Origin of the sequence: Nocardia nova (genome assembly GCF_002933465.1) — a bacterium.
In the GTDB taxonomy this organism is placed as follows: domain Bacteria; phylum Actinomycetota; class Actinomycetes; order Mycobacteriales; family Mycobacteriaceae; genus Nocardia; species Nocardia nova_B.
In genome coordinates, this window is the sequence record NZ_PSZE01000018.1 from 106,634 (window position 1) to 132,419 (window position 25,786).

Annotated in this window: 22 protein-coding genes and 1 pseudogene; 15 read left to right on the top strand and 8 right to left on the bottom strand. The window is 62.7% G+C overall.

Features of this window, described 5'->3' with window-relative positions; all coding sequences use genetic code 11:
* Positions 1 to 269: 269 nt before the first annotated feature.
* Positions 270 to 965 (bottom strand): TetR/AcrR family transcriptional regulator, encoded by a 696-nt coding sequence (locus C5E41_RS21260; protein WP_104377548.1) that lies wholly within the window; start codon positions 963 to 965, stop codon positions 270 to 272.
* A gap of 271 nt (positions 966 to 1,236) precedes the next feature.
* Between C5E41_RS21260 and C5E41_RS21265 the strand changes: the two genes are divergently transcribed.
* Positions 1,237 to 2,055, top strand: coding sequence for an SDR family NAD(P)-dependent oxidoreductase (locus tag C5E41_RS21265; RefSeq protein ID WP_104377549.1), 819 nt, complete (start codon positions 1,237 to 1,239; stop codon positions 2,053 to 2,055).
* A 61-nt stretch (positions 2,056 to 2,116) separates the two neighbouring features.
* Positions 2,117 to 3,544 (top strand): flavin-containing monooxygenase, encoded by a 1,428-nt coding sequence (locus C5E41_RS21270; RefSeq protein ID WP_104377582.1) that lies wholly within the window; start codon positions 2,117 to 2,119, stop codon positions 3,542 to 3,544.
* 721 nt (positions 3,545 to 4,265) lie between these two features.
* Here C5E41_RS21270 and C5E41_RS21280 read toward each other — a convergent pair.
* Together C5E41_RS21280 and C5E41_RS21285 are read right to left on the bottom strand one after the other, a co-directional pair.
* Positions 4,266 to 6,098 carry an acyl-CoA dehydrogenase family protein gene (locus C5E41_RS21280; protein ID WP_104377551.1) on the bottom strand — a complete coding sequence of 611 codons (1,833 nt, stop codon included), beginning with the start codon at positions 6,096 to 6,098 and terminating at the stop codon, positions 4,266 to 4,268.
* 120 nt (positions 6,099 to 6,218) lie between these two features.
* Entirely contained in the window at positions 6,219 to 7,484 is a 1,266-nt protein-coding gene (locus C5E41_RS21285) for a cytochrome P450 (protein WP_258081142.1), read from the bottom strand.
* An 886-nt stretch (positions 7,485 to 8,370) separates the two neighbouring features.
* On the opposite strand from C5E41_RS21285, the gene C5E41_RS36285 reads away from it, so the two are divergent.
* Complete coding sequence (locus C5E41_RS36285) at positions 8,371 to 8,607, top strand: hypothetical protein (protein WP_439956454.1); 237 nt, start codon at positions 8,371 to 8,373, stop codon at positions 8,605 to 8,607.
* A gap of 404 nt (positions 8,608 to 9,011) precedes the next feature.
* On the opposite strand, the gene C5E41_RS21305 is transcribed toward C5E41_RS36285, so the two are convergent.
* The 5 genes and pseudogenes from C5E41_RS21305 to C5E41_RS21330 all read right to left on the bottom strand — a co-directional run bounded on the left by C5E41_RS21305 (position 9,012) and on the right by C5E41_RS21330 (position 14,104).
* Positions 9,012 to 10,049 carry an ABC transporter permease gene (locus tag C5E41_RS21305; protein ID WP_104377553.1) on the bottom strand — a complete coding sequence of 346 codons (1,038 nt, stop codon included), beginning with the start codon at positions 10,047 to 10,049 and terminating at the stop codon, positions 9,012 to 9,014.
* Positions 10,050 to 10,061: 12 nt separating this feature from the next.
* Positions 10,062 to 11,606 carry a sugar ABC transporter ATP-binding protein gene (locus tag C5E41_RS21310; RefSeq protein ID WP_181063348.1) on the bottom strand — a complete coding sequence of 515 codons (1,545 nt, stop codon included), beginning with the start codon at positions 11,604 to 11,606 and terminating at the stop codon, positions 10,062 to 10,064.
* 82 nt (positions 11,607 to 11,688) lie between these two features.
* The gene (locus C5E41_RS21315; RefSeq protein WP_104377555.1) at positions 11,689 to 12,834 is read right to left on the bottom strand and encodes a substrate-binding domain-containing protein; all 1,146 of its coding nucleotides are present in this window, start codon (positions 12,832 to 12,834) and stop codon (positions 11,689 to 11,691) included.
* An 869-nt stretch (positions 12,835 to 13,703) separates the two neighbouring features.
* A pseudogene (locus C5E41_RS21325) lies at positions 13,704 to 13,847 on the bottom strand (acetyl-CoA C-acyltransferase); the annotation flags it as partial.
* 11 nt (positions 13,848 to 13,858) lie between these two features.
* Positions 13,859 to 14,104 carry a hypothetical protein gene (locus tag C5E41_RS21330; RefSeq protein ID WP_146097630.1) on the bottom strand — a complete coding sequence of 82 codons (246 nt, stop codon included), beginning with the start codon at positions 14,102 to 14,104 and terminating at the stop codon, positions 13,859 to 13,861.
* Between the two features lie 531 nt (positions 14,105 to 14,635).
* Between C5E41_RS21330 and C5E41_RS21335 the strand changes: the two genes are divergently transcribed.
* From C5E41_RS21335 to C5E41_RS21390, 12 genes are all read left to right on the top strand, one after another.
* Positions 14,636 to 15,286, top strand: a complete 651-nt coding sequence (locus C5E41_RS21335; RefSeq protein ID WP_104377558.1) for a TetR family transcriptional regulator — start codon at positions 14,636 to 14,638, stop codon at positions 15,284 to 15,286.
* Positions 15,287 to 15,714: 428 nt separating this feature from the next.
* Complete coding sequence (locus C5E41_RS21340; protein ID WP_104377559.1) at positions 15,715 to 16,509, top strand: MlaE family ABC transporter permease; 795 nt, start codon at positions 15,715 to 15,717, stop codon at positions 16,507 to 16,509.
* A gap of 12 nt (positions 16,510 to 16,521) precedes the next feature.
* Positions 16,522 to 17,406, top strand: coding sequence for an MlaE family ABC transporter permease (locus C5E41_RS21345; RefSeq protein ID WP_104377560.1), 885 nt, complete (start codon positions 16,522 to 16,524; stop codon positions 17,404 to 17,406).
* Positions 17,403 to 18,566 carry an MCE family protein gene (locus C5E41_RS21350; protein ID WP_104377561.1) on the top strand — a complete coding sequence of 388 codons (1,164 nt, stop codon included), beginning with the start codon at positions 17,403 to 17,405 and terminating at the stop codon, positions 18,564 to 18,566. The genes C5E41_RS21345 and C5E41_RS21350 overlap by 4 nt, the downstream gene beginning before the upstream one ends.
* Positions 18,563 to 19,579: an MCE family protein gene (locus tag C5E41_RS21355; RefSeq protein ID WP_104377562.1), complete on the top strand. Its 1,017-nt coding sequence runs from the start codon at positions 18,563 to 18,565 to the stop codon at positions 19,577 to 19,579. The genes C5E41_RS21350 and C5E41_RS21355 overlap by 4 nt, the downstream gene beginning before the upstream one ends.
* Positions 19,580 to 19,582: 3 nt before the next feature.
* Positions 19,583 to 20,572, top strand: a complete 990-nt coding sequence (locus C5E41_RS21360) for an MCE family protein (RefSeq protein ID WP_104377563.1) — start codon at positions 19,583 to 19,585, stop codon at positions 20,570 to 20,572.
* Complete coding sequence (locus C5E41_RS21365; protein ID WP_104377564.1) at positions 20,573 to 21,739, top strand: MCE family protein; 1,167 nt, start codon at positions 20,573 to 20,575, stop codon at positions 21,737 to 21,739.
* Positions 21,736 to 22,827 (top strand): MCE family protein, encoded by a 1,092-nt coding sequence (locus C5E41_RS21370; RefSeq protein ID WP_104377565.1) that lies wholly within the window; start codon positions 21,736 to 21,738, stop codon positions 22,825 to 22,827. Before C5E41_RS21365 ends, C5E41_RS21370 begins: the two co-directional genes overlap by 4 nt.
* Complete coding sequence (locus C5E41_RS21375) at positions 22,824 to 24,266, top strand: MCE family protein (protein ID WP_104377566.1); 1,443 nt, start codon at positions 22,824 to 22,826, stop codon at positions 24,264 to 24,266. The genes C5E41_RS21370 and C5E41_RS21375 overlap by 4 nt, the downstream gene beginning before the upstream one ends.
* Positions 24,267 to 24,397: 131 nt before the next feature.
* Entirely contained in the window at positions 24,398 to 24,859 is a 462-nt protein-coding gene (locus C5E41_RS21380) for a hypothetical protein (RefSeq protein WP_104377567.1), read from the top strand.
* Complete coding sequence (locus C5E41_RS21385; protein ID WP_104377568.1) at positions 24,856 to 25,392, top strand: hypothetical protein; 537 nt, start codon at positions 24,856 to 24,858, stop codon at positions 25,390 to 25,392. The genes C5E41_RS21380 and C5E41_RS21385 overlap by 4 nt, the downstream gene beginning before the upstream one ends.
* 23 nt (positions 25,393 to 25,415) lie before the next feature.
* Positions 25,416 to 25,786: ATP-binding cassette domain-containing protein (locus C5E41_RS21390; protein ID WP_146097631.1), on the top strand; the 371-nt coding region annotated here is incomplete at its 3' end.

Here is a 25,786-nt window from a genome sequence, read left to right on the forward strand (position 1 = left end):
AGGACGCAATCTTACACGGGCGAATACCTCTACCAGCGATTATTCGACTACAACATCACAGATTCACCGCATCGGGCACCGAGTACGAGCCCACGGACAGCCGCCAGGGCACAACGGGTACTGCCCCCGCGCTCCGGCCAGCGTCTACGAACCTCTGCTACCGAGTTCGGCTGCGCGCACCGAGATTGTCGGCTAGCAGTTCGAACGACTCGCGTCGGTCGTGAGGGTCGTAGAGGTCGGTCTTGAACCGATCGCCGTAAACTGCCGAGTCACGCCGGCCCACGTGTCCGGATCACCTCAGATTCCTCGTCGACACCCGCCACCGCATTGTCGACGGCGAGTGCCAGGATTGCCTCTGCTAGCGCACGCAGCGATTCGGCTGCCAAGTCGGTGTCTCTGTCCGCAAGCCAGGCAAGCATCGTACCGTCGACGGTGATGGCCACCATTCGCGCCAGTACATCAACTGGTACCCGCCAGTGCACATTGAAACGCTCGGCTACCCCATCGAGGAGCCGAGCGGCGCGATCGGTGTAGAGACGGTACTGCCAAGCTCCGAACCGGCCAGGATTGTCACCGGTCCGGAGATCGAGCAAGGTAAGTTCGTACAAGACGGTTTGACGCCCAGGGTCGGCTATTCCTGCGGCAAGCAACCGCTCCATCGCGGCCAGCAGTGCTGTCCGCAAGGACTCGGTAGCGACGCTCACATCCGCCAGCGTGCTGGTCTGCGCGCTCACCACCGCCTCGGCCAGCTCCTGCCGCAGTTCTTCTTTCGACCTGAACGCGTAATGAAATGCGCTTTGCGGCATCCCCGCTTGCGCGCATATCGCACGCGTCGTCGCCGCAGCGACGCCCTTGCTGACCATCACCTCGAATGCCGCGTCCACGAGCATCCGCCGCCGCTCGTCCACTTTCAATCGCCCCACCGCACATCCCTCCGCCACCCAGCGCCGCTCTGTGCCCACCATCTGGCCGCCACCTTACTCGGTCAATTGCCCCAGTCACCTCCGGCGCCCGTCTATCGACACACCGCCGCGATCGACCGGCGGGCCCACACGCGCGCTCATCGCAGGTTTCCCACCACGTTCGACTGACTTCGTAAGAGATCCGCCGAGTTGGTCAGTTGATCAGTTTGTAACACGAATCCGTAGCGAAGGCGGGGCGCAAGCGGCTACCCTCAGAGAAACTTGGTCAACTGACCTGTTCAACCGACTCAATAATGCGAGAAGGGGAGTGCCGATGGCATCTGATAAGTACGCATTGGTCACCGGCGCGGCCGGAGGGATCGGCCTGGAGGTGGCCCAACGGTTCGCCAAGCGTGGTTACCGAGTGCTGGCCGCCGAACGCACCGACGACTTGGCGGCACGCGCAGTCGAGAAGATCGGCTCCGGCGCCGAACCTGTCGCCTGCGACCTCGCCGATGCCGATGCGGTCGCAGGCCTGTGTGAGCGCATCGAAAAGGAGTGGGGGACCGATCTCGAGATCTGTTTCCTCAACGCGGGCATCATCGTTCCAGGCGACGTCCTGGACACCACACCCGAGCAGATCGACCTGCAATTGCAGATCATGCTCGTCGCCACGATCAAGCTCGCTCGATCTGCCGCTGCCGCTTTGGCCGCCAGCGGTGGCGGGCAGATCGTGGCGACGGTGTCACAGGGAGCCGTGCTCGCGCTGCCCGGCTCGGCAACCTATTCCACTGCCAAAGCCGGCCTGCGCGCATTCCTGGCGGCCTTCCACCTGGAAATGCGCGGTACCGGAGTCAGCATCAGTGGCGTGTATCCGAGCGCGGTCGACACGCCGATGCTGCGGCACGAAGCTGTGCACGGCGGAAGCCTGCTCAATTTCGTGGGCACCGTCTCGTCGGTGTCCGATGTCGCCGACGCGGTCGACAAGGCTATCCGCACCGGACGTGTCGAGATCCATCTTCCAGTCTCCGACGGGCTGACCGCAAAGTTCTTGCAGTTCGCTCCCCGCCTCGTCCCCCTGCTGCTGCCCTTCGCCAACCGAATCGGCGAGAAGGGGCGCAAGCGCTACCTCTCCCGAACCACACATCAGTAGCCGGCCACGCAGTGCGGCACCCGCTACCCACTCCCCCACAGCCGATCCTATGGAGGTTCCCATGACCACATCCCCGAAAACCGAAGGCCACGCCCGGCCCAGCACCGAGTCCCCTGTACACCCGGAGCGCGAGATCGTCGGCCGCGACTCCGCTGTGGCGATCATCGGAGCCGGGCCCGCAGGCTTGAGCGCCGCTCGCATGCTGCGTCACTACGGAATCGACTACGACCATTTCGAACGTCACAGTGACGTCGGTGGTCTCTGGGACATCGACAATCCAGGCACTCCGATGTACGAATCAGCGCACTTCATCTCGTCACGCGATGTGTCCGGCTTCTACGACTTCCCCATGCCCAAAACCTTCGGCGATTACCCCAGCCGAAGGCAGATCCTGGAATACACGCGCGATTTCGCCAAGACGTTCCAGCTGCGCGAGAACATCGAATTCAGCACTCCGGTTTCGTCAGTCGTTCCCGACGGTGATAACTGGCTGGTGTCCGCCTCGGGCGGTGTCCAACGCCGATACTGTGGGGTGATTTGCGCGACCGGCACCAACTGGCATCCCCGAATGCCACAGCATCCTGGACATTTCGATGGCGAAATCCGTCACGCCATTACCCACCGCCGCGCCGGCGACTTCGCCGGCAAGCGCGTCCTCGTCGTCGGCCTGGGCAACTCGGGCGCCGACATCGCCTGTGATGCAGCCCAAGCCGCCGATGCGGCCTTCATCAGCGTCCGGCGCGGATATCACATCGTGCCCAAGCACATCTTCGGTATACCCGCCGACCAATTCGACGAAGGTAGTGTCTCTGTGCCTCGTTGGATCGAGCGGCCCGTGGTCAGCGCCCTGCTGCGCCTGATCGTCGGTGACGTCACCCGCTGGGGTCTGCCCAGGCCCGACCATAAGCTGTTCGAAACGCACCCGCTGCTCAACAGCCAGTTGCTGCATCATCTCCAGCACGCCGACATCGCCGTGAAACCCGACATTGCTCGCTTCGACGGTCACGAGGTCGTATTCACCGATGGATCTCACGAACGCATCGACCTGATTATCTACGCGACAGGGTACGAAATGCGTATTCCATACGTCGATCCCGATCTATTCAAATGGAACGGGGACCGGCCCGCGCAGTACCTGACCGCCTTCAACCGCCAATACCACAACCTGTTCACCCTGGGATACCTCGAAGTCAATTCCAGCGCATACACCCTGTTCGACAACATCTCGAACATAGTCGCTCAATACCTGCGCGACCAGACCACACGGCCAGCGGTCGCCGCTCAGTTCGACCGGCTCATCGCTACCGATCACCCGGATCTCGCCGGCGGCCTGCACATGGTCAGTTCGGCCCGCCATGCCGGATACGTCGACGCCAAGTCCTACAAGAAGATCCTGGCCAAGGTCCGCAAACAAATGGGGTGGACGGACCTCGCCCCCGGCTTCGCCGACCACCTCACCGACCCGGCAACCATGGCAGCGGCACGTTGAAACACAAAGGGGCGCTTGCTTTACGACACGAGTGAACCCTATGTGAGGTTCCCGGCCAATCCGGCTTCTCCCGGATACGCTGCGTGTTGTACCAGCCATCAATGCAGGAGAACAGAGGATCTTCGACGTCTTCCCTTGTGCGCCAGGAGTTCCGGTACACGAAGTCGTCCTCAGCGTGGCGCAGAAGTTCGCCATGAGCGCATCGTCGTAACTGTCTCCGAACGGACCCAGCTGAGCACTCCCGTTGTCGGCCAACCTATTCCAGATCGTATCGCCGTGTGTGCTGCACGCCAATCGATTGCGGCTCAGCGGCCGCGGCGCCGGTAGTACTCCTGGTCGCGGCAACCGGGGCAGCACAGGCCCACCCCGGCGGAGACCAGCACTCCTACAGCGCGTTTCGCACACCGCCTTCGAATATCGCCTGCGCTATCGAATCCGACGGGCCGGACGCGGATCTGTTCTGGGCCACCGTGGGCGGAATGGGCCTGACCGGCATCGTCGTGCGTGCCCGAATCAGGATGAAGCACACCGAAACCGCGTACTTCCGCCTTACCCGACTGATTACCCACCCTCCGAGACCATGATGGCGGGATCGTTGTCCGGCGGTCCAGCCCGATCGGGTGGACATGGCGCGCCTCGGGACCGGGTAGTCATCGCACCCCATGCTTTGCGCCAGCAAAGAGCCATCGCGATGTCCTGCGCCGGTCCCGAAGGCCCTCGATCAACGTCCCGGCAGCGCCGGGAAGGTTCCGTCGTGCCAGCCGGTGTACTCCTGCCATGCTCGAATGTAGTTGGGAGCGAATATCGGTCCCGGTAGCTCGATTTCGAAACTGTCGAGGATCAGCGGCAGGTTCGAGAGCAAGACGTGCTGATGTTGGCGCAGCCCTGCGGCGACTTCGGAGATCTGCGGGGCAGCAGTGAACCACAAAGCATGCGCCGCAATCCTTTCCAGAGCGTACGCGGCGGCTGCGCTGGCAATCACATCGCGCGCCAGATGAGCCGACGCCTTTCGGCTCTCGATCACCAACGCGGTGGCAGCGAGGCGTTCACCGGTAGCGGTAGCCAAGGCAACCGCGCCCGACTCGGGTCCGCGCGAGGTGCTCGCAGGGTCCGGGATTCCGGTTTCCACCTCGCGAGCGAGACGGAGCTCCCGATCGATCAACATCCGGACATACCACGGCAACTCTTCTGGAGTGTCCGGGAGCTGCAGCGTGGAAACGACCGCAGACCTGCCCGCGGTCGCTGCCATGATCCGGTTCTCCCCTTCCGCTGTCGCGATAGCTTCCACATTGGAGATCCAGTCGGCGATGTGGTTGTTCCTCAGGGCACCTTGCGCAGCAACGCGGCGCCGGCAAGTAGCCAGCACTTGCGCGGCGGTGTCGGAGAGCAGCGGCTTGACCAGCATCGGCCACAACACATGCGTCGCATCATCACCGGCCGTACTCGGCACGCTTCGCATATCCCTCACCACGCGCCCGAGCGTGCCGACAGCCAGCGTCGCCGCCAACCCGGTCGCGAGGTCCTGCTGGACCGAATCACGGTCCGCCATCAACGTCCTCGACGGCCGCCGCTGCGCTGCGTAGTTTGCCGTGCCGACGAGCGCGGCGCGAGCGCTGGCGATCGCCGCGTTGGCCAAATCGAGGCGGCCGTTGTCGAGCACGCCGATCGCGCGATGGAACCGCTGGCGTGGTGTCAGGTCGCACTGGAGACGGCCCTGATCGTCCATCCGCGCCCACTCGCCTCCCAGGAGGGCATCGCGAGGAACCCAAGCTCGGTCGAATCGAATGATCGCGTGATCCATCGGCGCCCCGGCCTTGTCCGGGAGCGTGACGACCTGCACGCCGTCGGCGAGGCCGTCCTCGGTCCGCAGGCGGATCAGGAACGGCAGCACGCCTTCGTCCTTGCCGCCCACGATCAGCCGGGCGGTGACCACCACGGTCTTGGGCACCGCCGTCGAAGCGACATTCGGCATGAATTTCGCCGCATCCATCGACGGAGTGGTGATCCAGAACCCATCAGAATCGGAATCATAGACGGCCGTGGTTTTTTGGTCCGCGCCGTTGGTGCCTCCGAGTTCTGTCAGCATCAGCACCCCCACTGCGGAGGCATCGTCCAACTCGGACAGGCATTGCTGTTGGTACGACGAATCGTTGCCATGGCGGTTGATCGCACCCATAGCCAGGTCGAAATGCCCGGTCAAGATGAGCAGCAACCGTGGCGCCGTGATCTGGGCCCAGTCGCACAGCGCACCTCGCAGCTGTGTATCGGCGGCGATCTCGCGAGCGCTGACGCCGAGACCGGCAAGCGCTCCCTTGAGCAGAGCCGGCGCGAGCTCGGCTTGCTCGAGCGCCGTTATGTCGCTACGTGGCTGGTCGGGCAGCGACGCGATCACGTCGCGAACTCGACGATGCAGAGCTAGGTGATCTCCGAAAATCAACTGCCGCAAATCATCCCGAACCTCCTCGTCGAAACCAGGTTCAGCGACATGCGGAACGGAGAATTCATCGGTGTTGAGCCGAGTAGAGAAATCGGCAGGGCGGTCTGTGATGGTCATGGTGCACACTCACTCGCGTCAAAGCTGTAGCCGCGCCCGCCCGGTTCACGTCGATGTGCACGGCGGCCTGGCTGAGAATGGGGAAAAGAACGTGGTGGTGCTCAACTCATAGGCGTTACCTCACATAATCGTCATGGGCGGGCTCGGCGGAAAGACGATGGGAAACGCCGCCAATGCACGATGGAAAGGACCTGGGCGCCATACCAATTCACTCACCGGAACCGCTGGCCTGGCATCGGGAAGCGCGTCGAAGAAGACGTCGATCACATCCGTGGCCACCATCATCGACAGCGACTGGGCATGCACCGGACACGTGTGCGGACCCGTACCCCAACCGAGATGCCACGAGTTGTCGGCATAGTCACCGGTATCGGCCGCAGGATCGCTACTGCACGCAGCCATGGAAACCATGACCGGCTGATTCGCGGGCAGCCACACCCCATCGACTTCGATCGGCTGCGCCGGGTAGGTCAACAGGTAGTTGGCCAGCGGCGGGTCCGTAGTCAGGATCTCCACCAGCGCCGTTTTCGTCGACAGCGGCGAATTGTTCGTCCTGCTGGCCATGTACCGCTGATCGGTCATCATCAGCAGCATCGCGTTGGCAATGAGGTCCTGCGGGAGTTCGTGTCCCGCGCTGTACATCGTGACCAGCTGATGGACCACCTCGTGGTCGGTGAGCTGCGCCGGGTGGTTGACCAACCGCGTCGCGATATCATCGCCGGGCGTATGGCGCTTGAGGTGAGTCAGTTCCAGCAGCGCACTGTCGAGCATCTCGTCCACGGTGGCCGTGTCCACGCCTTCGAACAGGGCAGCGCTGGCCGCGGCAACCTGCTCGCCGATGTCGAGCGGACACCCAATGATCTCGTTCAGAATCGAGAACGTGGTCGGCGAAATGTATTGCGACAGCAAGTCCGCCCGGCCGCCCTCGCAGAACGCGTTGATCGCCGGCACCGCGATCTTCTCGACGATGGAGTGCACCGCCAGCTTGTCGACACCGCCGAGCGCGTCGTTGGTGGCATCCCGATAACGCCTGTGCTCGACCGTTCCGCCGTTGCTGCGCAGTGCGTTCGGCCGCCACTCGATCATCGGCATGATCGGAATGTTGGTATCGACGTTGCGCTGCCAGGGCCTCGGGTCGGACGGGAAGTGCGCCGGATCGTTCAGGATCCGGACAGCCGTCCGGTATGCGATGACCAAGGTCGCAGGCACACCAGGCCAGATCTCCACCGGCACCAGTGAGCCGAAGCGCTCACGCATGGCGCGATAGTGACGGTGGGGGTCGGCGGCGAATTCCGGGGTATAGATTGGGATCGGCTCGGGATAATGGTTGCCGTCAGCCGGTGGCGGACTGATCGGGCGACCAGTCGAACCCAGCAGTGAATCCACCTGGTGCTACTCCTTCGCTGAAAGCGTCCGGCGTCGAGTCAGTCCGCATTCCGTAATGCGGTCCACTACAGCGGAATTCGACTCCAACTGCATGATGGTACCCACCGGTATCGGCCCGCGCACGCCGACCGGCGGGTAGCCAAGGGGACGCGAGGTCACCTCTGGTGGACCAACTGCGCCAACTCACCGCTCCGACGATGTGCCATCGACAGTTCGACCCGATAATCGACACCGAACGGCGTCAAACCCGACCACACCGCCCGGGTCGATGTCGAACTCAGCCGCCCCATCGGCCGCGGCGCAACCATCTGCGAACTCCGAGTCCCCCGCGAAGCCGAACCGAACGCGCTCGTCGCGACCATCGCCCAAGGCGACGAGTCATGGCCTGCGTCATGGCCGAAACCACGCACACCGCACCTGAGACCTCCCGCCGAGCCGGCGGACTGATGGCGAAGCTGAGCGGCGGTCGCGCCGATACACCCGTTTCTCGCCCGCTTGGTCCTCGCCTATCGGACCGGCGCGAAGGGCTGGTGCGCGGCCTGGCCACACCTCTCCTCGACGCGGCGATCGAATATGTCTCCGCGACAGCGGAATTAACGCGGTTGTACCTGCACACCGACGCCCGCGCGCCAGGCGCCTTGGAATGGTCGGGCGGGACGACGTGTTTCACCGACTTGGTGTTGTGGCGAGCCGCGCTCGAGTCGTCCTCGGCGATGACGGTGTCCCGGCAGGTTCTGCCTCGAAGTGAGTGATGGGGTGGGACCGTGTAGCGGTGTGATCCGGTCGGCTTGTTCGGCTGAAGCTGTTGTCCGCGTTGGCATATAGGTGAGGTTTCCGGCAGTTCGGTTTAGCGACCAGCAAAACCGGAGACCGAACCGGAGACCTCGTGACCAGCGTAGCGGTGGCGGGGCGAGCGGATCTGACCGGTGCCCGGGCTCACCCCCATGCGGCCGGTGCTCGCCGCGACAGCGGTGGGCAGGCCGAACCACCGGCCGGTCCGGGTCGGTGTGAGCCGGCCGATCACGGCCTGGGGCGTTCCCGGGGCGGGTGGACCAGCAAGCTGCATCTGGCGTGCGACCAAGGCTGCCGGGTGCTGCCGGTACACAGCGGGGCATTACGGTGAGGCATGGCGGGTCTTTCTCGCTGGTGGATGCAGGGATTGGCGTTTCTCATCCTGCCGCCGAAAGACCCGCCCCTCACCTCACACCCCCGCCCAGCGTCACCAACCTCACGACCCACAACACTGAGCGCCCACCTGTTTCGGCCTGGAAACTCGTGAGGGTTCGCAACACGAACCGGAAACACCGACCAATCCTCCCCGAACGCTCTACTCATTACGGCTACAAAGCCATGGTGACGGCGCCTGGGCGCCGTCACCACCGAAATTGTCGACGCCGGACCGCTTGCGACCCTCGATGCGATCAATTTCGTGCTCATGTGGGCCTTAGTTACACGGCCGTACAGCGGGATCCATGAACGTGCTCCGCCACGATTCGTCCACAATTTCCGCCTGAGAGTTAAGCACAGCTAAGCACCCGTACGCCTTCTCCGGAACCATGCAGAGGCACCCACTGCTACGATCAAAGCAGCACCGTAACAAACAGAATTGACCCACGACGCCGCACCAGACAGAGTGAAGCCGCTGACCGTGATCGCGACCAACAGCAACCCAAGGATCGTTCCCATAACCTTGAATTGCCCTGGACGCCACGTCGATGCACCCAGAAATACAGCCGCTAGGGCCGGCAACAGGAACGATATCCCGTTCGCGCCCGGGGAAGCGCTACCTTGCTGCGCCAATAGCAGTATTCCAGCACCGGCGCCCAGTATCCCTGATATGACATACGATCCCAAAACGATGGCATCTACCCGGATTCCGACGAGTCGCGCAGCCGGACTGGAGGAACCGATCGCAACCAGTTTACGTCCGACGGGAGTCTGAGTTACAACATACGCAACGAGTGCCGCAATGATCACAGCCACCGCCGCCAGCCATGGCAGTCCGGCGATTGTTTTCGTTCCGAATTCTACTAACCCGTCGGAAATTCCGTATGAGATACTAAGATTCTTACTATACCAGCTGAGGGCACCGTCGAGAATCGTCGAAGTGCCGAGCGTAGCGATCAGGCCGTTGAGACCGAGTTTGGTGACCAATAGGCCGTTGAATAGCCCAATTGTCATTCCTAGCACTAAGACGACGAAGCAGGCGACCAACAACGACCAGTGGTTGCGTGCCATAACACCCGCTGCGAGCATCGCAGACATACCTGCAACTGAGCCGACCGACAGGTCAAAATTGTTGGACAGCAACGGGATCATCAAGGCTAGCGCTACCACCAGGGTCACTGCTTGCGAACTGACGATAACACGCCAGTTGGCCTCAGTGGCAAAGGTATCGGGATGCATAATGGAAAATAGCGCGATCACCGAAAGGAGAAACAGTACGAGGCCGAAACGTTCTCCAAGTTGAAGCAGGTCGCCTCTCGAAACACTTCTTACAGATCTGCGATTCGGTATCGGCTGTCGATCCTGACCCACCGCGTCCGATGCTCTGGAAATAGTCATTTTCAATACCTTCTATGTGAAGCTGGGGCTATGCACTTGCGATCCGACGATGCCGTGCGCAAGTTCAGCGCATCGTGCTGGTGTCAGGTTCACACCCGATACCTCGCCGACGACCTGACCGTTATGCAATCCGACCACGCGGTCACACAATTCAGCCAATTCTTGCGGGTCAGAACTCACCACCAGGACGGACACCCCTTCCCGGGCTGCGGCCATGATGCGCTCGTGAATCGACCGACGTGCACCGACGTCGACACCTTGGCTCGGCTCATCCAGCAGCATGAGCTGAGGACCGAGTTCCATCCAGCGGGCGAGGACGACCTTCTGCTGATTTCCACCAGACAAATTGGAGAATGCGGTTTCGGTCGATGAGGTAACCACGCCATACATGTCGAGAGCAGCTGCGACGGCGCGTCGCTCACGACCGCGTTTCATACAAATACCTGACCAGTACCGTGCCAGGTTCGAACAAGAAAGGTTCTCGCGCACGGTGAGTTCCGGGAAGCTCGCCATTCCCGGACGGTCTTCAGGGATGTACACGACACCGCGCCTGATCGCCTCCAGAGGGCTACGTGGCGCCAGCGGCTTCCCCCCGAACTCTGCAACGCCCGATGTGATCGAGACCATACCGAACAGAGAGCGAAGAAGCATGGATCTGCCAGATCCCAAAAGGCCTGAGATGCCGACAATTTCCCCCTTTCCGACCTTAATATTTGCTCTCTTCACAGGCCCGACCGAATAGTTTCTCAGGCTCAAGCCGACTTCGGTGGCCCTGACCGCTTCCTTGACAGAACGGCCGCAATAGGATTCGCCGGTGATGCGTTCGATAAGATATTGTTCAGTGAGATTTCTTGCACGAACGGTCTCTTGATGAATACCATCACGCAAGAAAGTCACACCGTCGGCAACCTCCAATATTTCGCCGAGGCGATGGGTGACGAATATTACGGTGTGGCCGCGGATTCTGTATCCGCGGATGGCATCGAGAACCTCATCAACTTCACGCGTTGTAAGCGATGCCGTAGGCTCATCGAGAATCAGCGCGCCTCGTCCGGACGATTCCTCATCTTGTAGTGCGCGAGCTACTGCCACCATCGTTTGGGCCGCCGGGGAGAGTTCTCCAATCCTAGCTCCCGGAGACACGTCGATCTCAAAGCGGTCGAGAACGGACCGAACTTTCCGGTTCAGCGCGGTCCAGGGGATTGGCCGCAGCCCGCGAACTCCGAACGCGGATCCCATCGCGAAGTTCTCTGCAACCGTCAGATCAGGGAAGGTGCCAGTTGCTTGATGCACAAAGTGCAGCCCTGCATGCGTGGCCCATCCTGGTGACGTTTTGGAAGCATCGTGCCGGTCGCCGTCGACGGCGATCACCCCACTGTCGGCTTGGTAGACGCCGGCAAGAATCTTGATTAGGGTCGATTTACCCGATCCGTTTCCTCCACAGAGTGCGTGAACGGTGTTGTGGGGAATTTCGAATGAGACCTGCTTCAGCGCTCGGGTAGATCCAAATGATTTCGATATATTGCCGAAGACCAACGACGGAGGGGGTGTCGTCATGCCGAATACCTTTCGGAGATGCCGTGCGGGTGAGGCTGGATACCGCCGGCTATGCGGATGTGCCAGCCGCACGCGATCGCGATCAGCCCCGCCAGGAGCGGGTGAACGCACTGATGTAGTCGAATTTCGGCGTCCACCCCTGCCCTGCTGGGGGCAGACCGTGTTCGGCGTCGATGATCTGGAAGCTGGCACCTTCATTGGGAATGTCTGCCTGCCCGGCAAAGATCCGATTCAGGGCGTCGGCGCCACTCCATCCCAACCAGTCGGCAGGAATTGCAACCGCAGCCGTAACAGTCCTCGACCTTATGAAGTCGAATGTCGAGGGATAGCCCTCTCCAGCAATCACTTTCAAATCTTTGCGATTCGCTGCTTTGACGGACTGCACGGACAATGCCAGGGTGCTGTCATCGGGGATCTCCAGTACGTTCGCATCGGGATGCTGCTGCAAAGCCGTCGCAACCTTCTGAGCTACTATTCCTGGCTGCCCGAGCTCCCCGGCCGTTATGTCAACCTTATCAACCACCTGACAACTCGAACATTTATTTATCTCAGCGTTGTATCCATCGAACTCGTATTGTGTAACGAGGAAGTCGGGATGCGTTACCTGGACAATTTTCGCCTTACCCCCAGTGGACGCAATGGCGTAGTCGGCTTTCAGCTTCCCCCAGAGCGAACCGAACTGTCCAGGCGTGCCGTTATTATTGATCAGCGCGGTATATTCAGCGTCACCACCATTGACCTTTGGATCATTGCAGTCGTAGGCGTAGACACCGACTGTGGGAATTTTAGCCGCCTTGGCTTCACTCAAGGCTCCCTTCGCCGAGGGACAGTCCACCGCGACTCCGATGATTCCGTCGGCTTTAGCCGCGACTGCTTGACGAATAGCTGAGCTCATTCCAGCCGGCGTGCCTTTGGCATCGACGACTGTGATGTTCCAATCGAGAACTTTCGCAGCGTTCTGAATGGCGGTAGCCGGTTCCGCACAGCCTGGCAGGGCCTGGCTGCAGGAGACCACCCACACGTTCTTACCCTTCTGCGCAACAGGTCCGGGAGCGGGCGCCGTGTAGAGACCGCCGTAGGCCTGGTCGACTGCCGTCTTGGCGGCAGTAACATCCGAGGATGTCGCCGACGAGTTCGCCGTGGGCTCGTTCGAAGAATTGCACGCTGCGGCAGAGAAGGCCGTCAGCACCGCGGCTGCGACAACGACCGCACTTTTTGTCTTTCGCATAACCCCTCTTTGGAATCGTGAGTGCCGACTGTTGGGAGGCGTCCACACTCGCGGTTGTGATATTTAACTCGGAAGCCCACTAATGTGACCACAGGCACATATGTCACACAGGAGTAATGAATACCCCTTTCCGCACATGATGACCACCATGCGAGCAACCCCGGCGGGTGTAGTCAGGCGCAAACGCTATCGGTACGGCCGCATGGGCACAGAGCGATGTCGACGAAATTCTGGTCGCGCTGCCCGCGCAAACGTCACCGTTCTCGGCACGAAAGCCGCGGAAACTGTGCTTCCGAAGCTGGCCGATTAGTTGAAGCGGTTCTACCGCAGCGCAAGCAGATTGCCGAAGAATGTCGAGGAGGCGTTCGCGATTCCCGTCGTTGCCGAGGTCCTGACGCGATGCCCGGCACGGAGTCAGGACCAGCACCGCATCCTGGTCGAAGTTGGGACAGTGCCGCAAGAATGCCGATCCGCCGGGGTTGTCGGCCACTGGCCGGCCGATGGGGCCACGACGGGGGCCTTGGACACGCCCCGAGCGAGGGGGTACCCCGGCGCGCAACTGTCTTCAGAGATTGTGGCAGGCAAGGGATTACAGTACATCCTCACCGCGGTCAGGTAGACCGAAGACGAATTGCGGGCCGCATCGATGGCCGAGAATCGGCGCCGCGATCATCAAGTCCGTCGACCAGACTCTGCGGTAAGCTCACCTGAGCCTATTGCGCTTCAAAATCCGATCGCCGTTCATGCGTCTGCGAGGCCTCAGGCCAATTTGACGTGCCGACCGCCCCTGCTGACTCCACCAACTTGGATCTGCGGGCCGCGAACATGCCATATCCCTCTCCGCACCGCTATACGAGGAGGGTGCCCCGTCACGCAGAACGTTCGAAGACGGCAGCCAGGCCCTGCCCGCCACCGATGCACATCGTTTCCAGGCCGTACCGGCCCTCACGCCGGTCGAGCTCGCGTAGCAGGGTTGCGAGGATTCGGCCACCGGTCGCGCCGACCGGATGTCCCCCATTCAGCTTCAGCAACGCACCTCGCCCGAGGAAGCCGGGTTGTCGACATCCCATGCCGCCGCTAGGGCATCCAGCAGCCTACGTTTGAGCCATCGCCTTTCCTGGTTGTCGATGGGGCGAGGTTGCAGACTGGCGCGCATCATCTCCACGAAACGTCGGCGGCTGACACCGAACGAGATCAGCAGATCACCGGAGTCGGCACCGCCGAACGGCGCCCAGCGGATGGAGAACTCGATCAATGGCACTAGTTTCATATCGACCGATCGTGCCGACATGAGAAAGTCCAGCTGGCTCAGCGAGGAGCGCACCCAGCCGGAGTCATAGCTCACCCTCGGCGACGGACTCTTGTCTTCGATGCGGGACCCTCGCAACCGCTGCTGCGGCCGCGCGTCACGCACCGTGCTGGAGCGACTTCTCTGCCGATTCTGTGAATGGTCCATCAGTGCCCTCGAGCAGTAGCGCCTCATTTGTCTCAGCCAGCATTCGTCGTGCCCGCACGGTGAACGACGGGAGAACTACCTACTCGCGTACCTGTTTCGCTTCCATCTGGAACGGCGATACCACGTACCACAGGCCACGCCCGAGCGGCCAGGCGCCTTGTTGCGACACGCGGAAACCTAGCCAGACTCGCGTGGGGGCATCTGTGCTTCATCACGTCCGAACCAAGCAGCCGCCCGCTCCGGGCTACATTGTTTACAGTACAGAGCAATCTGCATCAATTGAATACAATAGTGAGCTAACTGTCAACAACTGAGCAGCCTCGAGTCTGATATAGGATTGACAACGTGGCTGAAGCGTCGAGTTTTCACTCCGAGACGCGTCGACTCTTGCGTGACCGCGCGCTCGAGACCGCGCGCGACATCGTATGCACCGAGGGTTGGGGCGCGGTGAGCATGTCACGCGTGGCCAGGGAGGTCGGCATCAGCCGCCCGGTGCTGTACAAGGAACTCGGCTCGCGGGAGTCCCTCGCGGAGGCGCTGATCGAGCGGGAAGTCGACCAGTTCATGGCCGGGATCATCGACGGCCTCGCCCCGCATACGGCCGACCCGGTCGCCGGCCTGACTGCCGCCACCGAATTCGCGCTCCACACCGCAGCAGAGAACAGCCTGATCAAGGCCATTTTGACCGGTCGCCAAGCAGGAGATACCGCTCTGCTACCGGCAGTGATGACCGAGCCCGAACCCGTACTCGTCCGGGTGCTCGACACCCTTACCGACGCGGTCCGCGCGCAGTACGGACTACCGGCAGTAGAGGACGCCACCTTGAAATCGATGGTCGAGGTCGTCATCCGCATGAATCTCAGCCACATTTTTCAACCACTCGGGACCGTGGAGCGCGCGATCGAACAGGTCGCCGCGGTGATAGCCGGCATCTTCGCTCGTCCACCCGTATCCGCCATCCCCGTTGACCTGCACCGGAGCGTTCAGACCGCGTAGTTCGCACGTCGCCGCACCCCTCGCTTTTCGCGACCGAGACATCCTCGAGTCGTACCATTTCCGCATGTCGACGCGCTAACGAGGCTCCCTCGCGCGCCCGAATACAGCAGCCGCAGATCCACGGCTTGCCCCGCTGCGCGGGCTACAGGCAGCGCACTTGCGGCGGCGCGGTTTACATTTTCCTCAGCACTGTATTGAAAAGTTCCGCCTTGCTCGTTATCGTTCGCTACGCTCTGGATCACAGCCGCTCGTCGACGTGTTCTAGGTCACTACTCGGTCGGCACTCTCCTGGCACCTCGCCGCGGCGCTGCTGGGCTCACGTCGCCGAGGCAGTAATTCGGATACGGCCGGTGCGTTCCCCGATGCGACGGCACTGACCCAGCGCGCGCGTAAATACCGGTACGAGCCGAGCTCAGGAATGGAGTGTGATGACAGCAACCGAAGTCCAGTTGTCCCGCCTGGTCACGGCGGTCGCAACCGGCGCTCGAGGAACTCCCAAGGTACTGGGCGACTTCTATGCGACTACCCTCGAAACGTTCCGTTACCTGCCACGACGGCCGTTCCAGCTTCGGGAATTCGTATCCCAGGCATGGTTCATCGCGAGCGTTTCGATCGTTCCCACGCTGCTGATGTCGATCCCGTTCTGCGTCATGGTGGTCTTCCAGATCAATGTGCTGCTGAGCGAAGTCGGCGCCATCGACCTGTCCGGCGCGGGAGCGGGCGTCGCGGTGGTGCGGGAGATCGGCCCAATCGTCACAGTTCTCGCGGTCGCCGGCACCGGCGCCACCGCAATCTGCGCCGATCTGGGCTCGCGGACCATCCGCGAGGAGATCGACGCCATGCGGGTGCTCGGAATCAACCCCATTCAGCGACTGGTGGTCCCCCGCGTATTGGCCTCCACGGTGGTCGCCCTGTTCCTCAACGGACTGGTCACCGCCGTCGGCCTCATCGGCGGCTACCTGTACGGGGTGTACCTGCAGGGAGCGACTCCGGGCCAATTCATCACCGCGATCCCGATCCTCACCGGAATTCCGGACCTGCTGCTCAGCGAGCTCAAGGCCACGCTATTCGGGCTGCTCGCCGGACTCGTGGCCTGTCATCTGGGCCTCAATGTCAAGGGTGGGCCGAAAGGCGTCGGGGATTCCGTCAATCAGACGGTCGTCTTCAGCTTCGTCCTGCTGTTCTTCGCCAATGCCATCATCACCACCCTTTCCTTGCACTGACCGGAGCGTTCGATGACATCCTCGACGACCTACGGCATCTCCGATGCCCTGCGCCGCAAGCGTTGGGCGCGTACCGCGGCCAAGTCCGCCGGCGCGCCTGTCAACGGCGTTGCCGATATCGGCAACCAGATCGCATTCCATCTTTCCAGCTTGGCCGCGGCGCCTCGCGTGCTCCGGCGATATCGCTCCGAAGTACTGCGGCTGATCGCGGAGGTCAGCCTCGGCACGGGCGCATTGGCGGTCATCGGCGGAACCGTCGTGATCGTCGGATTCCTCACTGCTGCAGCGGGTTACGAGGTCGGCCAGCAGGGAACGAGCTCGCTGGGCCGGGTCGGTATCGAAGCGATGTCCGGATTCATCTCGGCGTTCTTCAACACCCGCGAGGCCATCCCGGTCATCGCCGGCGTCGCGCTCACCGCCACGGTCGGCGCGGGATTCACCGCGCAGCTCGGCGCGATGCGGGTCAGCGAGGAGATCGACGCGCTGGAGGTGATGTCGGTGCCGTCCATGCCCTATCTGGTGACCACCCGGATCCTCGCCGGGCTCATCGCGGTGGGCCCGTTGTATGCGATCGCGCTGTTCATGGGCTATGCCTCCACCGAGTTCGTCAGCGTATTCATGTCCAATCAGTCCTCGGGCACCTATCACCACTACTTCAATCTGTTCCTCGTTCCCAGCGACGTGCTGTGGTCTTTCGCGAAGGTCGTGGTCATGGCAGTGGTGGTGATGTGCGTGCACTGCTATCACGGATACAACGCCACCGGCGGCCCGGCCGGAGTCGGCACGGCCGTAGGACGGGCGGTACGCACCTCGCTGATCGCCATCATGCTGATCGACCTGCTCGTCGGCATCACCATCTACGGTGGCGTGCACTCGACCGTGCGGGTGTCGGGATGACCGGCACTATCTCGCGCGGAAAGGCGCTGATACTCGGCTTCACCGCGATCGCCGGGGTGATCCTGGCCGCCATGGGGGCCGTCGCCTCCTACAACGGCAGCTTCACCAGTTCGGTGCGCGTCTACGTGCATGCCGAGCGTGCCGGACTACTCATGGCCGCCGGGTCCGATGTCAAAGTCGACGGCGTCGTCGTCGGACGCGTCGCGGCAGTTCAGCTGGCCGACAACCACGCGGTCCTCGCGCTGGACCTGGCCCCCGGACAGGCCCGCAAGATCCCCAGCAATGTCGGCGCCCACATCGAGCCGACCACCCTGTTCGGCCGCAAGTTCGTGTCGCTGCTCTGGCCACAACAGCCCGCGTCGACGCGCTTGCACGACGGGTCGGTCATCGACTCGGCCACGGGCACCGTCGAAATCAACGACACGCTCGACACCTTGCTGGGAATTCTGAAGGTCGTCGACCCGCAGAAGATCAACTCCACCCTGACCGCCGCCTCGACGGCGTTGGACGGGCGCGGCAAACAGGTCGGCGACCTACTGACCGATCTCGATCACTACCTCGGTCAGTTCAACAACGACATCCCGACTCTGCAACGCGACATCCCGCTGCTGGCCGACAACCTCGACACCCTCGCCGCCGCAACTCCGGACCTGATGACGACCGTGACGAATCTATCCGCGACCAGCCGGACCATCGTTGACAAACAAACGAGCCTGAGTGCTTTCCTACTCAGCTTCACCGGTTTCGGCAACGCCGGATCCGGCCTGATGGACAAGGCGGGTACCCCCTTGATCAGCGCACTCGACGCCCTCGAACCGACGACACGGATGCTCGCAGAACGCGCACCGAGCTTCCCGTGCTTCTTCGCCAGCCTCAACCAGTCCCGAAAGGTTCTGGAACGGGCGCTCGGTGGCCGCCCGGGTCTGAATATCGTGGGTACTCTGCTGCTCGGCAACCCGCCCTACGCCTATCCCGACGACCTGCCGGTCAACGGCGCCGACGGCGCGCCGACCTGCTATCCGTATGCGGCCGGCTCCGGCGGTCCCGCACCGGGTCACATCGATTTCGGCGACGGATCGCACGCCTACCGGCCCGTCCGCCAGCCGCTCGACGTGCTCGGCAACCCGTTCGCCGCACTGATCTACGAACTCACCCGATGAGCGCGCGTCGAGACGGGCTGAAGTTGCTGGCCTTCTTCACCGTCACCTCGCTCGTCACCGCAGCACTGTTCGTGGTGATCGGCGATCTGCGGTTCGGTAGCCAGCGCAACTACCACGCCCTATTCACCAATGCGTCGGGTATCAAGCCGGGAGAAGATGTCAAGGTCGCCGGTGTCGTCGTGGGCAAAGTCGACAGCGTCGACTTCGCGAAGAACGGACTGACCGACATCGGCTTCAACGTGGAAGACGATGTCGCGGTGCTGCGCTCGGCGACCGCGGCGATCAAATACAAAAACCTGATCGGCGACCGCTACCTCGAGCTCACCGTGCGCCCGGACTCGTCGGGAGTACTGCCGAACGGAGCTACCATCCCGGAGTCCCGGACGCACCCGGCGCTGGATCTCGACGCTCTGGTCAACGGATTCCGTCCGCTGCTGCAGGGGCTCGATCCCGACGAGACCAACTCACTCGCCGCATCGCTGGTCGAGGTGCTCAACGGCCGCCAGCAGAGCGTCTCGGCAATAGTCGAACAGCTTGGCACGCTGGGTAATTCGGTCGCCGACCGCGACGAGGTCATCGGCCGGCTGATCGACAATCTCAACCTCGTACTGAAGACGATCAACAGCCGCGACAAGCAGTTCGCCGGGCTGGTCGATGGCCTGCAGGAACTGGTCACCGGGCTGAACAAGGACCGGGGCACACTGACCGACGCGCTGCAACGCATCGATGACGTGTCGTCGCAGACCGCCGGCGTGCTGGCCGACGACCGACCCGCCATTGCCGCCGACATCGACGGATTGCAGCGCACCGCAGCCGATCTCAACGCCAGCACAGACACCCTGCAACTCGTGCTGGCCAAGCTGCCCGAGGTCTATCGGCGCGGCGCCCAGGTCAGCGGCTACGGAAGCTTCGTGAACTTCTTCCTGTGCGGCTTGGCGATTCGATACCCAGAGATCGGCGGCGGCTACACGACCACACCGATGCTCACCGTGCCGGCCGAAAGGTGCAAGTGACCTATGAAGTCGTTCTTCGATCGAGATCCGGTCCGCATCGGCTGGATCGGTACCGCGGTCATCGCGGTACTGCTGGTACTCGTATTCAACTACGACAAGATTCCGGGCTGGCCCGCAAAGACCACCTACACAGCACAATTCACCGATGCCAGCGGCCTGCAGCCGGGCGACACCGTCCAGATCAGCGGAATCACGGTCGGCAAGGTCGACTCCATCCGGCTGGCCGGTGACCACGTCGATGTCGCATTGCGGGTCGACAGTCGCGAACGCCATCTCGGCGACCGCACCGGCGCCGCGATCAAAGTCGAGACCGTGCTCGGGCGACGCTACGTCGAACTACATCCCGACGGTGGTGGCAGTCTCGGCAAAACAATTCCGGTCGCACGAACCACGTCCGGCTACGACATCACCGAATCGCTCTCGCAACTGACGGACAAGTTCGCCGGCACCGACAAGAAGAAGCTGTCCGATGCGCTCGACAGTGTCTCCTCGTTGGTAGAACAGCTTCCGCCGAATCTGAAGTCCTCGCTGGAGGGCATTTCCCGCGCGTCCAACACGGTCGCTTCCCGCGATCAGGCCGTACAACAACTGCTCGGAAACACCAGCGCCGTGTCCGGTCTGCTCGCCGAACGCGATCAAAAGATCACGGCGCTGATCAGCGACGGAGGGACATTGTTCGCGGCGCTCAACGACCGGGCGGAAACGATTCGCGCGCTTCTGGTCGACGTCCGCAACGTCAGCGACCAGTTACGTGCCCTGGCCAAGGAAAACGCGGCGACCACGCCGCCGATGCTCGCCGACCTGGACAAAACCGTGGCGCTGCTGAACCAGAACTACGCCAACATCAACGACGCGATCACCGGCCTGCGGCCGTTCATCACGCAGATGGGGGAAGTGGTGGGCAGCGGCCCGTTCTTCAATGTCCTGCTGCAGAACATCACGCCAGCCAACCTGCACGGACAGGTGCCGGGAAGCCTCGGAGGTGGAAAGTAGATGCGCGCAAACGTTTCGGCCACGCTGCGGCGAATTCCACTGCCGGGTCGCATCCTGGCTATCGGTGTCGCCGCGGCGATCGCTCTCACTGTCGCTGTAGCGATGGTCAGGAGCAGCGACACACACAGAATCACCGCGTATTTCGCCAACAGCACCGGCCTCTACACCGGCGATCCGGTCACGGTCAGAGGGGTACGAATCGGCACGGTCGACCGAATCGAGCCGATCGGCGACCGGGTGGGGGTCCGCATGTCCTATGACGCCGACAACTTCGTGCCGGCCGACACCCACGCGGTCATCGTGGCGCCGACTCTGGTTTCGGGACGGTATGTCCAGCTGACCACGGATTCTCACGGTCAGCCGGCGCTGGCCGACGGTGCGGAGATCCCACTGGAGCGAACCGCGGTCCCGGTCGAATACGACCAGGTCAAAAAGCAACTCGATCAACTCGCCACCGAAATCGGACCGCAGCAGGGCCACGACGGATCACTGAGCCGATTGGCCAATGCCACCTCCGCGGCACTGTCGGGCAATGGCACCACGTTGAAGCAAACCCTGACCAACCTGTCCGCCGCCGCGCAGACCCTCGCCCAAGGCGGGCCGGACCTGTTCAGCACGGTTCGCAATCTACAGGGGCTGGTATCGGCCTTGGCCGCCGGTGATCAGCAGATCACCCAGTTCACCGGTCAGCTGTCGAGCTTGTCCCGGCTGCTCGACGACAACCGCACCCAGCTCGACGCCGCCGTCGGCGGCCTGCAGGCGATGCTGCCCGAGATCCGCACCTTCGTGAAGGACAATCACACCGCGCTGGCCCACGACGTCGACGCGCTGACCCGGATCTCCCGGCTACTGGTCAACCGCCAGGACGACCTCGCGCAGATCCTGCATGTGGCCCCGACCGCACTGGGCGACCTCTACAACATCTACGACCCGCGTTCGCGCACCCTCACCGCCGCGGTCAGCGTCGCCGATTACCCGGAGCCGATGTCGTTCATCTGCGCGCTGTTGACCACCGTCAACGCCCCGCAACAGGAATGTTCGCGCGCCAGCCACAATTTCGGCGATCTGTTCGCCTCCGCGCTGCGTGCCGCCCAACCACCGGCGCCCAGCCCACCGCCGCTGGCGTTGCCGCAGCTGCTCATCCCAGGATTGGGGGTCGGTCGATGAACCGAATCCGCCGCGCGAGCGCACTCACCGCCGCACTGCTGGTTTGCGGTCTGGCAGCCGGCTGCCGAATGGACGGCCCCAACTCGATTCCTTTGCCGAACAACGCGATTCACCACGGTAGCTACACCGTGCACGTTCAGCTCCGGGATGCGCAGAACCTGGTCGGGAATTCGGTGGTCAAGGCCGACAACGTCACCGTCGGTGTCCTGCGCAAGATCGAGGTGCGCAACTACATCGCCGTCGCCACGGTCGACATCGACACGACCGTGGCGCTGCCGAAGAACACGACCGCACAGCTCGCGCAGACCAGCGTTCTCGGGGCGCAGTATCTGGAACTGACGACACCGAAGAACGCACCACCCGCCGGTCGCCTTCGTGACGGCGACACCATCGCGCTGTCGGCCAGCTCGGAGTATCCGGCCACCGAGGAGGTGCTCTCCGCGCTGTCATTGCTGCTCAACGGCAGCGGCCTGCAACAGGTACGCACCATCATGAGCGAACTCAACCAAGCGGTCGGCGGACGCGAAGACGTCGTCAACAGCGCGATCGGGCGAATCCAGACCTTCGTCGACGGTCTGGACACCCAGCGCGCGAACATCGTGCGCGCGATCGACAGCCTCGGAACGCTCTCGCAGTCACTGGCCGACCAGAACGCCGCTCTGGGAAAGGGCATCGAACAGATCCAGCCCGCGGTCAAGATCCTCGACGACCAACGGCAGCAATTGACGACGATGCTCGACAGCGTCGGCCGCTTCGGCGCCCAGGCCGCGCAGGTCCTGCGCAGCAGCAAAGACAGCCTGGCCGCTGATCTGGCCAGCCTGCAACCGGTTCTGCATCAACTCGCCGCCTCAGGAAAAGACCTACCCGAATCCCTGCTGATCGCGCTCAGCGTGCCGTTTCCGGTCACCGCTGTCGACGGCATTCGCGGCGACTACCTCAATCTGTTTCTCACGTTGGATCTGAGCGCCGACGCCATCAAGAACAAGGTGATCGGCAGCATCCCCTTCCCTGACATGCTGCCTTCGGGACCCGATCAGGCAGTCGATCCGCTGACCGCACCGACCCAACCCGCCCGCGGAGGACGATGATGAAATCGCGCCTGGTCAAAGCACAACTGATCGTCTTCTCGGTGCTGGCGGTCGTGAGCCTCGTCTACGGCCTGCTCCGTTACGTCAATGTCCAGCGCCTGACGGGAATCGGAACTTACACGGTCACAGTCGAATTCACCGAAGCCAGCGGGCTGTACACCAACGCACTGGTCACCTACCGCGGCTCCGATATCGGCCGCGTGACAAGGATAGACATGCGCGACAACAAGGCCGAGGTGCAGCTCCAGATCAGATCCGACAACGACAAGATTCCCGCCACCACCGCTGCCGCGATCAAGAGCATGTCCGCGGTCGGCGAACAGTATGTCGATCTGATACCGGACGACGACAAGGGGCCGTACTTGCACAACGGGTCCCGGATATCGCTGCGTAAGACCTCCGTACCCACGCCCACCGGCAAGGTCCTCGACAACCTGCAGACGCTGCTGGCGAACATCCACACCGACAACCTGAACAGGGCTGTCGACGAAGCCGCCGCCGCACTCGACGGTACCGGGCCGGCGCTGTCGGGGCTGATCGAGTCGTCCTCGTCGCTGATCCACTTGGCCCAGGCCGACCTCGGGCCGACGCTGACCTTGATCAACGATGCCGAACCGCTGCTCACCACGACCGACGCGGCGGGCCCCGACATCCGCTCGTTCAGCCACGACCTGGCTTCGTTCACCCACCAGCTGGTCCTCAGCGACTCGCAGATACGCAACCTGCTCGACCAGGGCCCCAGTACCGCCGACATGGTGGCGGGCACATTCACCGAACTCACCCCGACCCTGCCGCTGCTGCTGGCCGATCTGCAAACCGTGGGACAGGTTCTCCGCGTCAACGTCCCGGAGCTCCGCCAGATTCTGACGATCTATCCGGCGCTGAGTGCGGTCGTGAACAACAGTGCGGTCGGCTATCAGGACAGCTCCGATCCGCAACTGCCGCTACCGCTGGACATCAAACTCGGCGACACCCTCAACCCGCCACCGTGTACGGAGGGCTACCAGGGCACCGTGCGGCGCGACCCCTCCGACACCGGACCCGTTCCCGCGACGCCGGGACAGCACTGCGACGTGCGTGCCGACAATCCCAAGGTGGTGCGTGGAGCGCGGAATGTGCCGTGCGCCACCGACCCCTCCACGCGGACGGCAGACGTCGCGAACTGCCCGCGCGGACTGCCCTCGACATGGCCGGAAATGCTGGCTCGTCCGGGTGCTCCCAGCACCGGCCCGCAGCCGTCACCGGAACCGGCACCGCCGCCCCCGCCGACGGGAGCGCCTGCGGCCATCACGGTCCCCGCACCCGGCCTCACAGCGGTCCCCTACTCCGAATCCAGCGGGACCTTCCGCGGACCCGACGGCATCACATATCTCATCGGCCCGGCGCCCGCCGCGACCGGAAAGGAAGTCAACGGATGGCAATCACTGCTGATCAAGTAATCGAAGAATCCGACGTCGATACCGACACCGAACTCGTCGCCGATACCGACACCGGTGTCGACGAAAAATCCACGAGCGATTCCACGCCACCCGGGCCGCAGCGTGGCACACATCCCAGACTCGCTGCCGCCGTGCTGATCCTGACCGCGCTGACGATCGCTGTCGCCGTCTGTGCGACTCGCCTGTACCTCGACGCAGGCGCCGACAAGGCAGCGGCCGAACGCGATCGCGCCGTGCTCGACACCGGACGCAAAGTCGCGGCCGAACTCGTCACGCTCGACCACAACTCGGCCCAGCACAGTCTCGACACCATCGCCGCCAATTCCACTGGAACATTCCGCGACCAATTCGCCAAAGTGTCGGGAACGTTCTCCTCGGTACTCACCCAGGGACAAGTGATATCCACCGGCGAAGTCAAAGAAGCCGGGATCGTCAGCTCCGACGACCACCACGCGACGGTGCTGGCGGCGGTCACTTCTACGGTGAAGAACACCGAAGCACCCGAAGGGCAAATGCGTGTCTACCGAATGAAAATGACCCTGGACAAGCTCGAGTCGAAATGGCTCGTGTCGAATGTGGAGTTCGTAGCATGACCATCCCGTTTACACCACGACGTATCTTCACCGCACTCGCGCGCGTCCGCCGCGTACCGCTGGTCGTGACGGCGGCCGTGCTGGTCGTCGCGTCGGCGGGTGCAGCCACCGCGGCAACGATCTCCGCGGTCTGCCTTCACCACGCAGACGCGATCCGCACAGCGAAGACCGAGGCCGAATCCGCGGCGAAGACGGAGCTTCCCGCGGTGTTGTCCTACGACTTCCACACCGTCGACACCGACTTCCCCAAAGTCACCGACAATCTGAGCGGGAAATTCAAAGACGACTTCACCCACCTCAGCACCTCGGTCATCATCCCTGCGGCACACAAGGATTCGATCACAACCAAGGCCGAAGTGGTCGGAACCTCGGTGGTCGATGCCGCAGCCGATCGCGTGTCACTGCTGATGTTCCTCAACCAGACCACAACCAGCACCACCATGCCCGGCCCTCGCCTCGACGGCAGCCGAGTCCGGATAACCATGACTCACAGTGGCTCTCGGTGGCTGATCTCCGACATCACCCCCGTCTGAGCAGACACGGAAGGAACGCAACGATGGGTGTCGAAGTCTCAGTCGAGAACCTGACCAAATCATTTGGTAAGCAAAGTATTTGGCGCGACGTCACGCTGACGCTGCCCACGGGGGAAGTCAGCGCTCTGCTCGGCCCCTCCGGTACCGGTAAGTCGGTGTTCTTGAAGTCGCTGATCGGTCTGCTGCGTCCCGAGCGTGGCTCGATCTACATCGACGGCACCGATATCACCACCTGCTCCAACAAGGAGCTCTACGAGATCCGCAAGTTGTCGCAGCTGCTGATCGATATCAACGCGCAGATCGACGCGACGATTCTGATCGTTACCCACAACATCAACCTGGCTCGTAGCGTGCCCGACAACATCGGCATGTTGTTCCGCCGCCAGCTGGTCAT

Excerpts from the sequence above, each read along its gene's own strand:
- C5E41_RS21260 (WP_104377548.1), bottom strand. The coding sequence starts at position 965 with ATGGTGGGCACAGAGCGGCGCTGGGTGGCGGAGGGATGTGCGGTGGGG.
- C5E41_RS21265 (WP_104377549.1), top strand. The coding sequence starts at position 1,237 with ATGGCATCTGATAAGTACGCATTGGTCACCGGCGCGGCCGGAGGGATC.
- C5E41_RS21270 (WP_104377582.1), top strand. The coding sequence starts at position 2,117 with ATGACCACATCCCCGAAAACCGAAGGCCACGCCCGGCCCAGCACCGAG.
- C5E41_RS21280 (WP_104377551.1), bottom strand. The coding sequence starts at position 6,098 with ATGACCATCACAGACCGCCCTGCCGATTTCTCTACTCGGCTCAACACC.
- C5E41_RS21305 (WP_104377553.1), bottom strand. The coding sequence starts at position 10,049 with ATGACTATTTCCAGAGCATCGGACGCGGTGGGTCAGGATCGACAGCCG.
- C5E41_RS21310 (WP_181063348.1), bottom strand. The coding sequence starts at position 11,606 with ATGACGACACCCCCTCCGTCGTTGGTCTTCGGCAATATATCGAAATCA.
- C5E41_RS21315 (WP_104377555.1), bottom strand. The coding sequence starts at position 12,834 with ATGCGAAAGACAAAAAGTGCGGTCGTTGTCGCAGCCGCGGTGCTGACG.
- C5E41_RS21330 (WP_146097630.1), bottom strand. The coding sequence starts at position 14,104 with ATGAAACTAGTGCCATTGATCGAGTTCTCCATCCGCTGGGCGCCGTTC.
- C5E41_RS21340 (WP_104377559.1), top strand. The coding sequence starts at position 15,715 with ATGACAGCAACCGAAGTCCAGTTGTCCCGCCTGGTCACGGCGGTCGCA.
- C5E41_RS21345 (WP_104377560.1), top strand. The coding sequence starts at position 16,522 with ATGACATCCTCGACGACCTACGGCATCTCCGATGCCCTGCGCCGCAAG.
- C5E41_RS21350 (WP_104377561.1), top strand. The coding sequence starts at position 17,403 with ATGACCGGCACTATCTCGCGCGGAAAGGCGCTGATACTCGGCTTCACC.
- C5E41_RS21355 (WP_104377562.1), top strand. The coding sequence starts at position 18,563 with ATGAGCGCGCGTCGAGACGGGCTGAAGTTGCTGGCCTTCTTCACCGTC.
- C5E41_RS21360 (WP_104377563.1), top strand. The coding sequence starts at position 19,583 with ATGAAGTCGTTCTTCGATCGAGATCCGGTCCGCATCGGCTGGATCGGT.
- C5E41_RS21365 (WP_104377564.1), top strand. The coding sequence starts at position 20,573 with ATGCGCGCAAACGTTTCGGCCACGCTGCGGCGAATTCCACTGCCGGGT.
- C5E41_RS21370 (WP_104377565.1), top strand. The coding sequence starts at position 21,736 with ATGAACCGAATCCGCCGCGCGAGCGCACTCACCGCCGCACTGCTGGTT.
- C5E41_RS21375 (WP_104377566.1), top strand. The coding sequence starts at position 22,824 with ATGATGAAATCGCGCCTGGTCAAAGCACAACTGATCGTCTTCTCGGTG.
- C5E41_RS21385 (WP_104377568.1), top strand. The coding sequence starts at position 24,856 with ATGACCATCCCGTTTACACCACGACGTATCTTCACCGCACTCGCGCGC.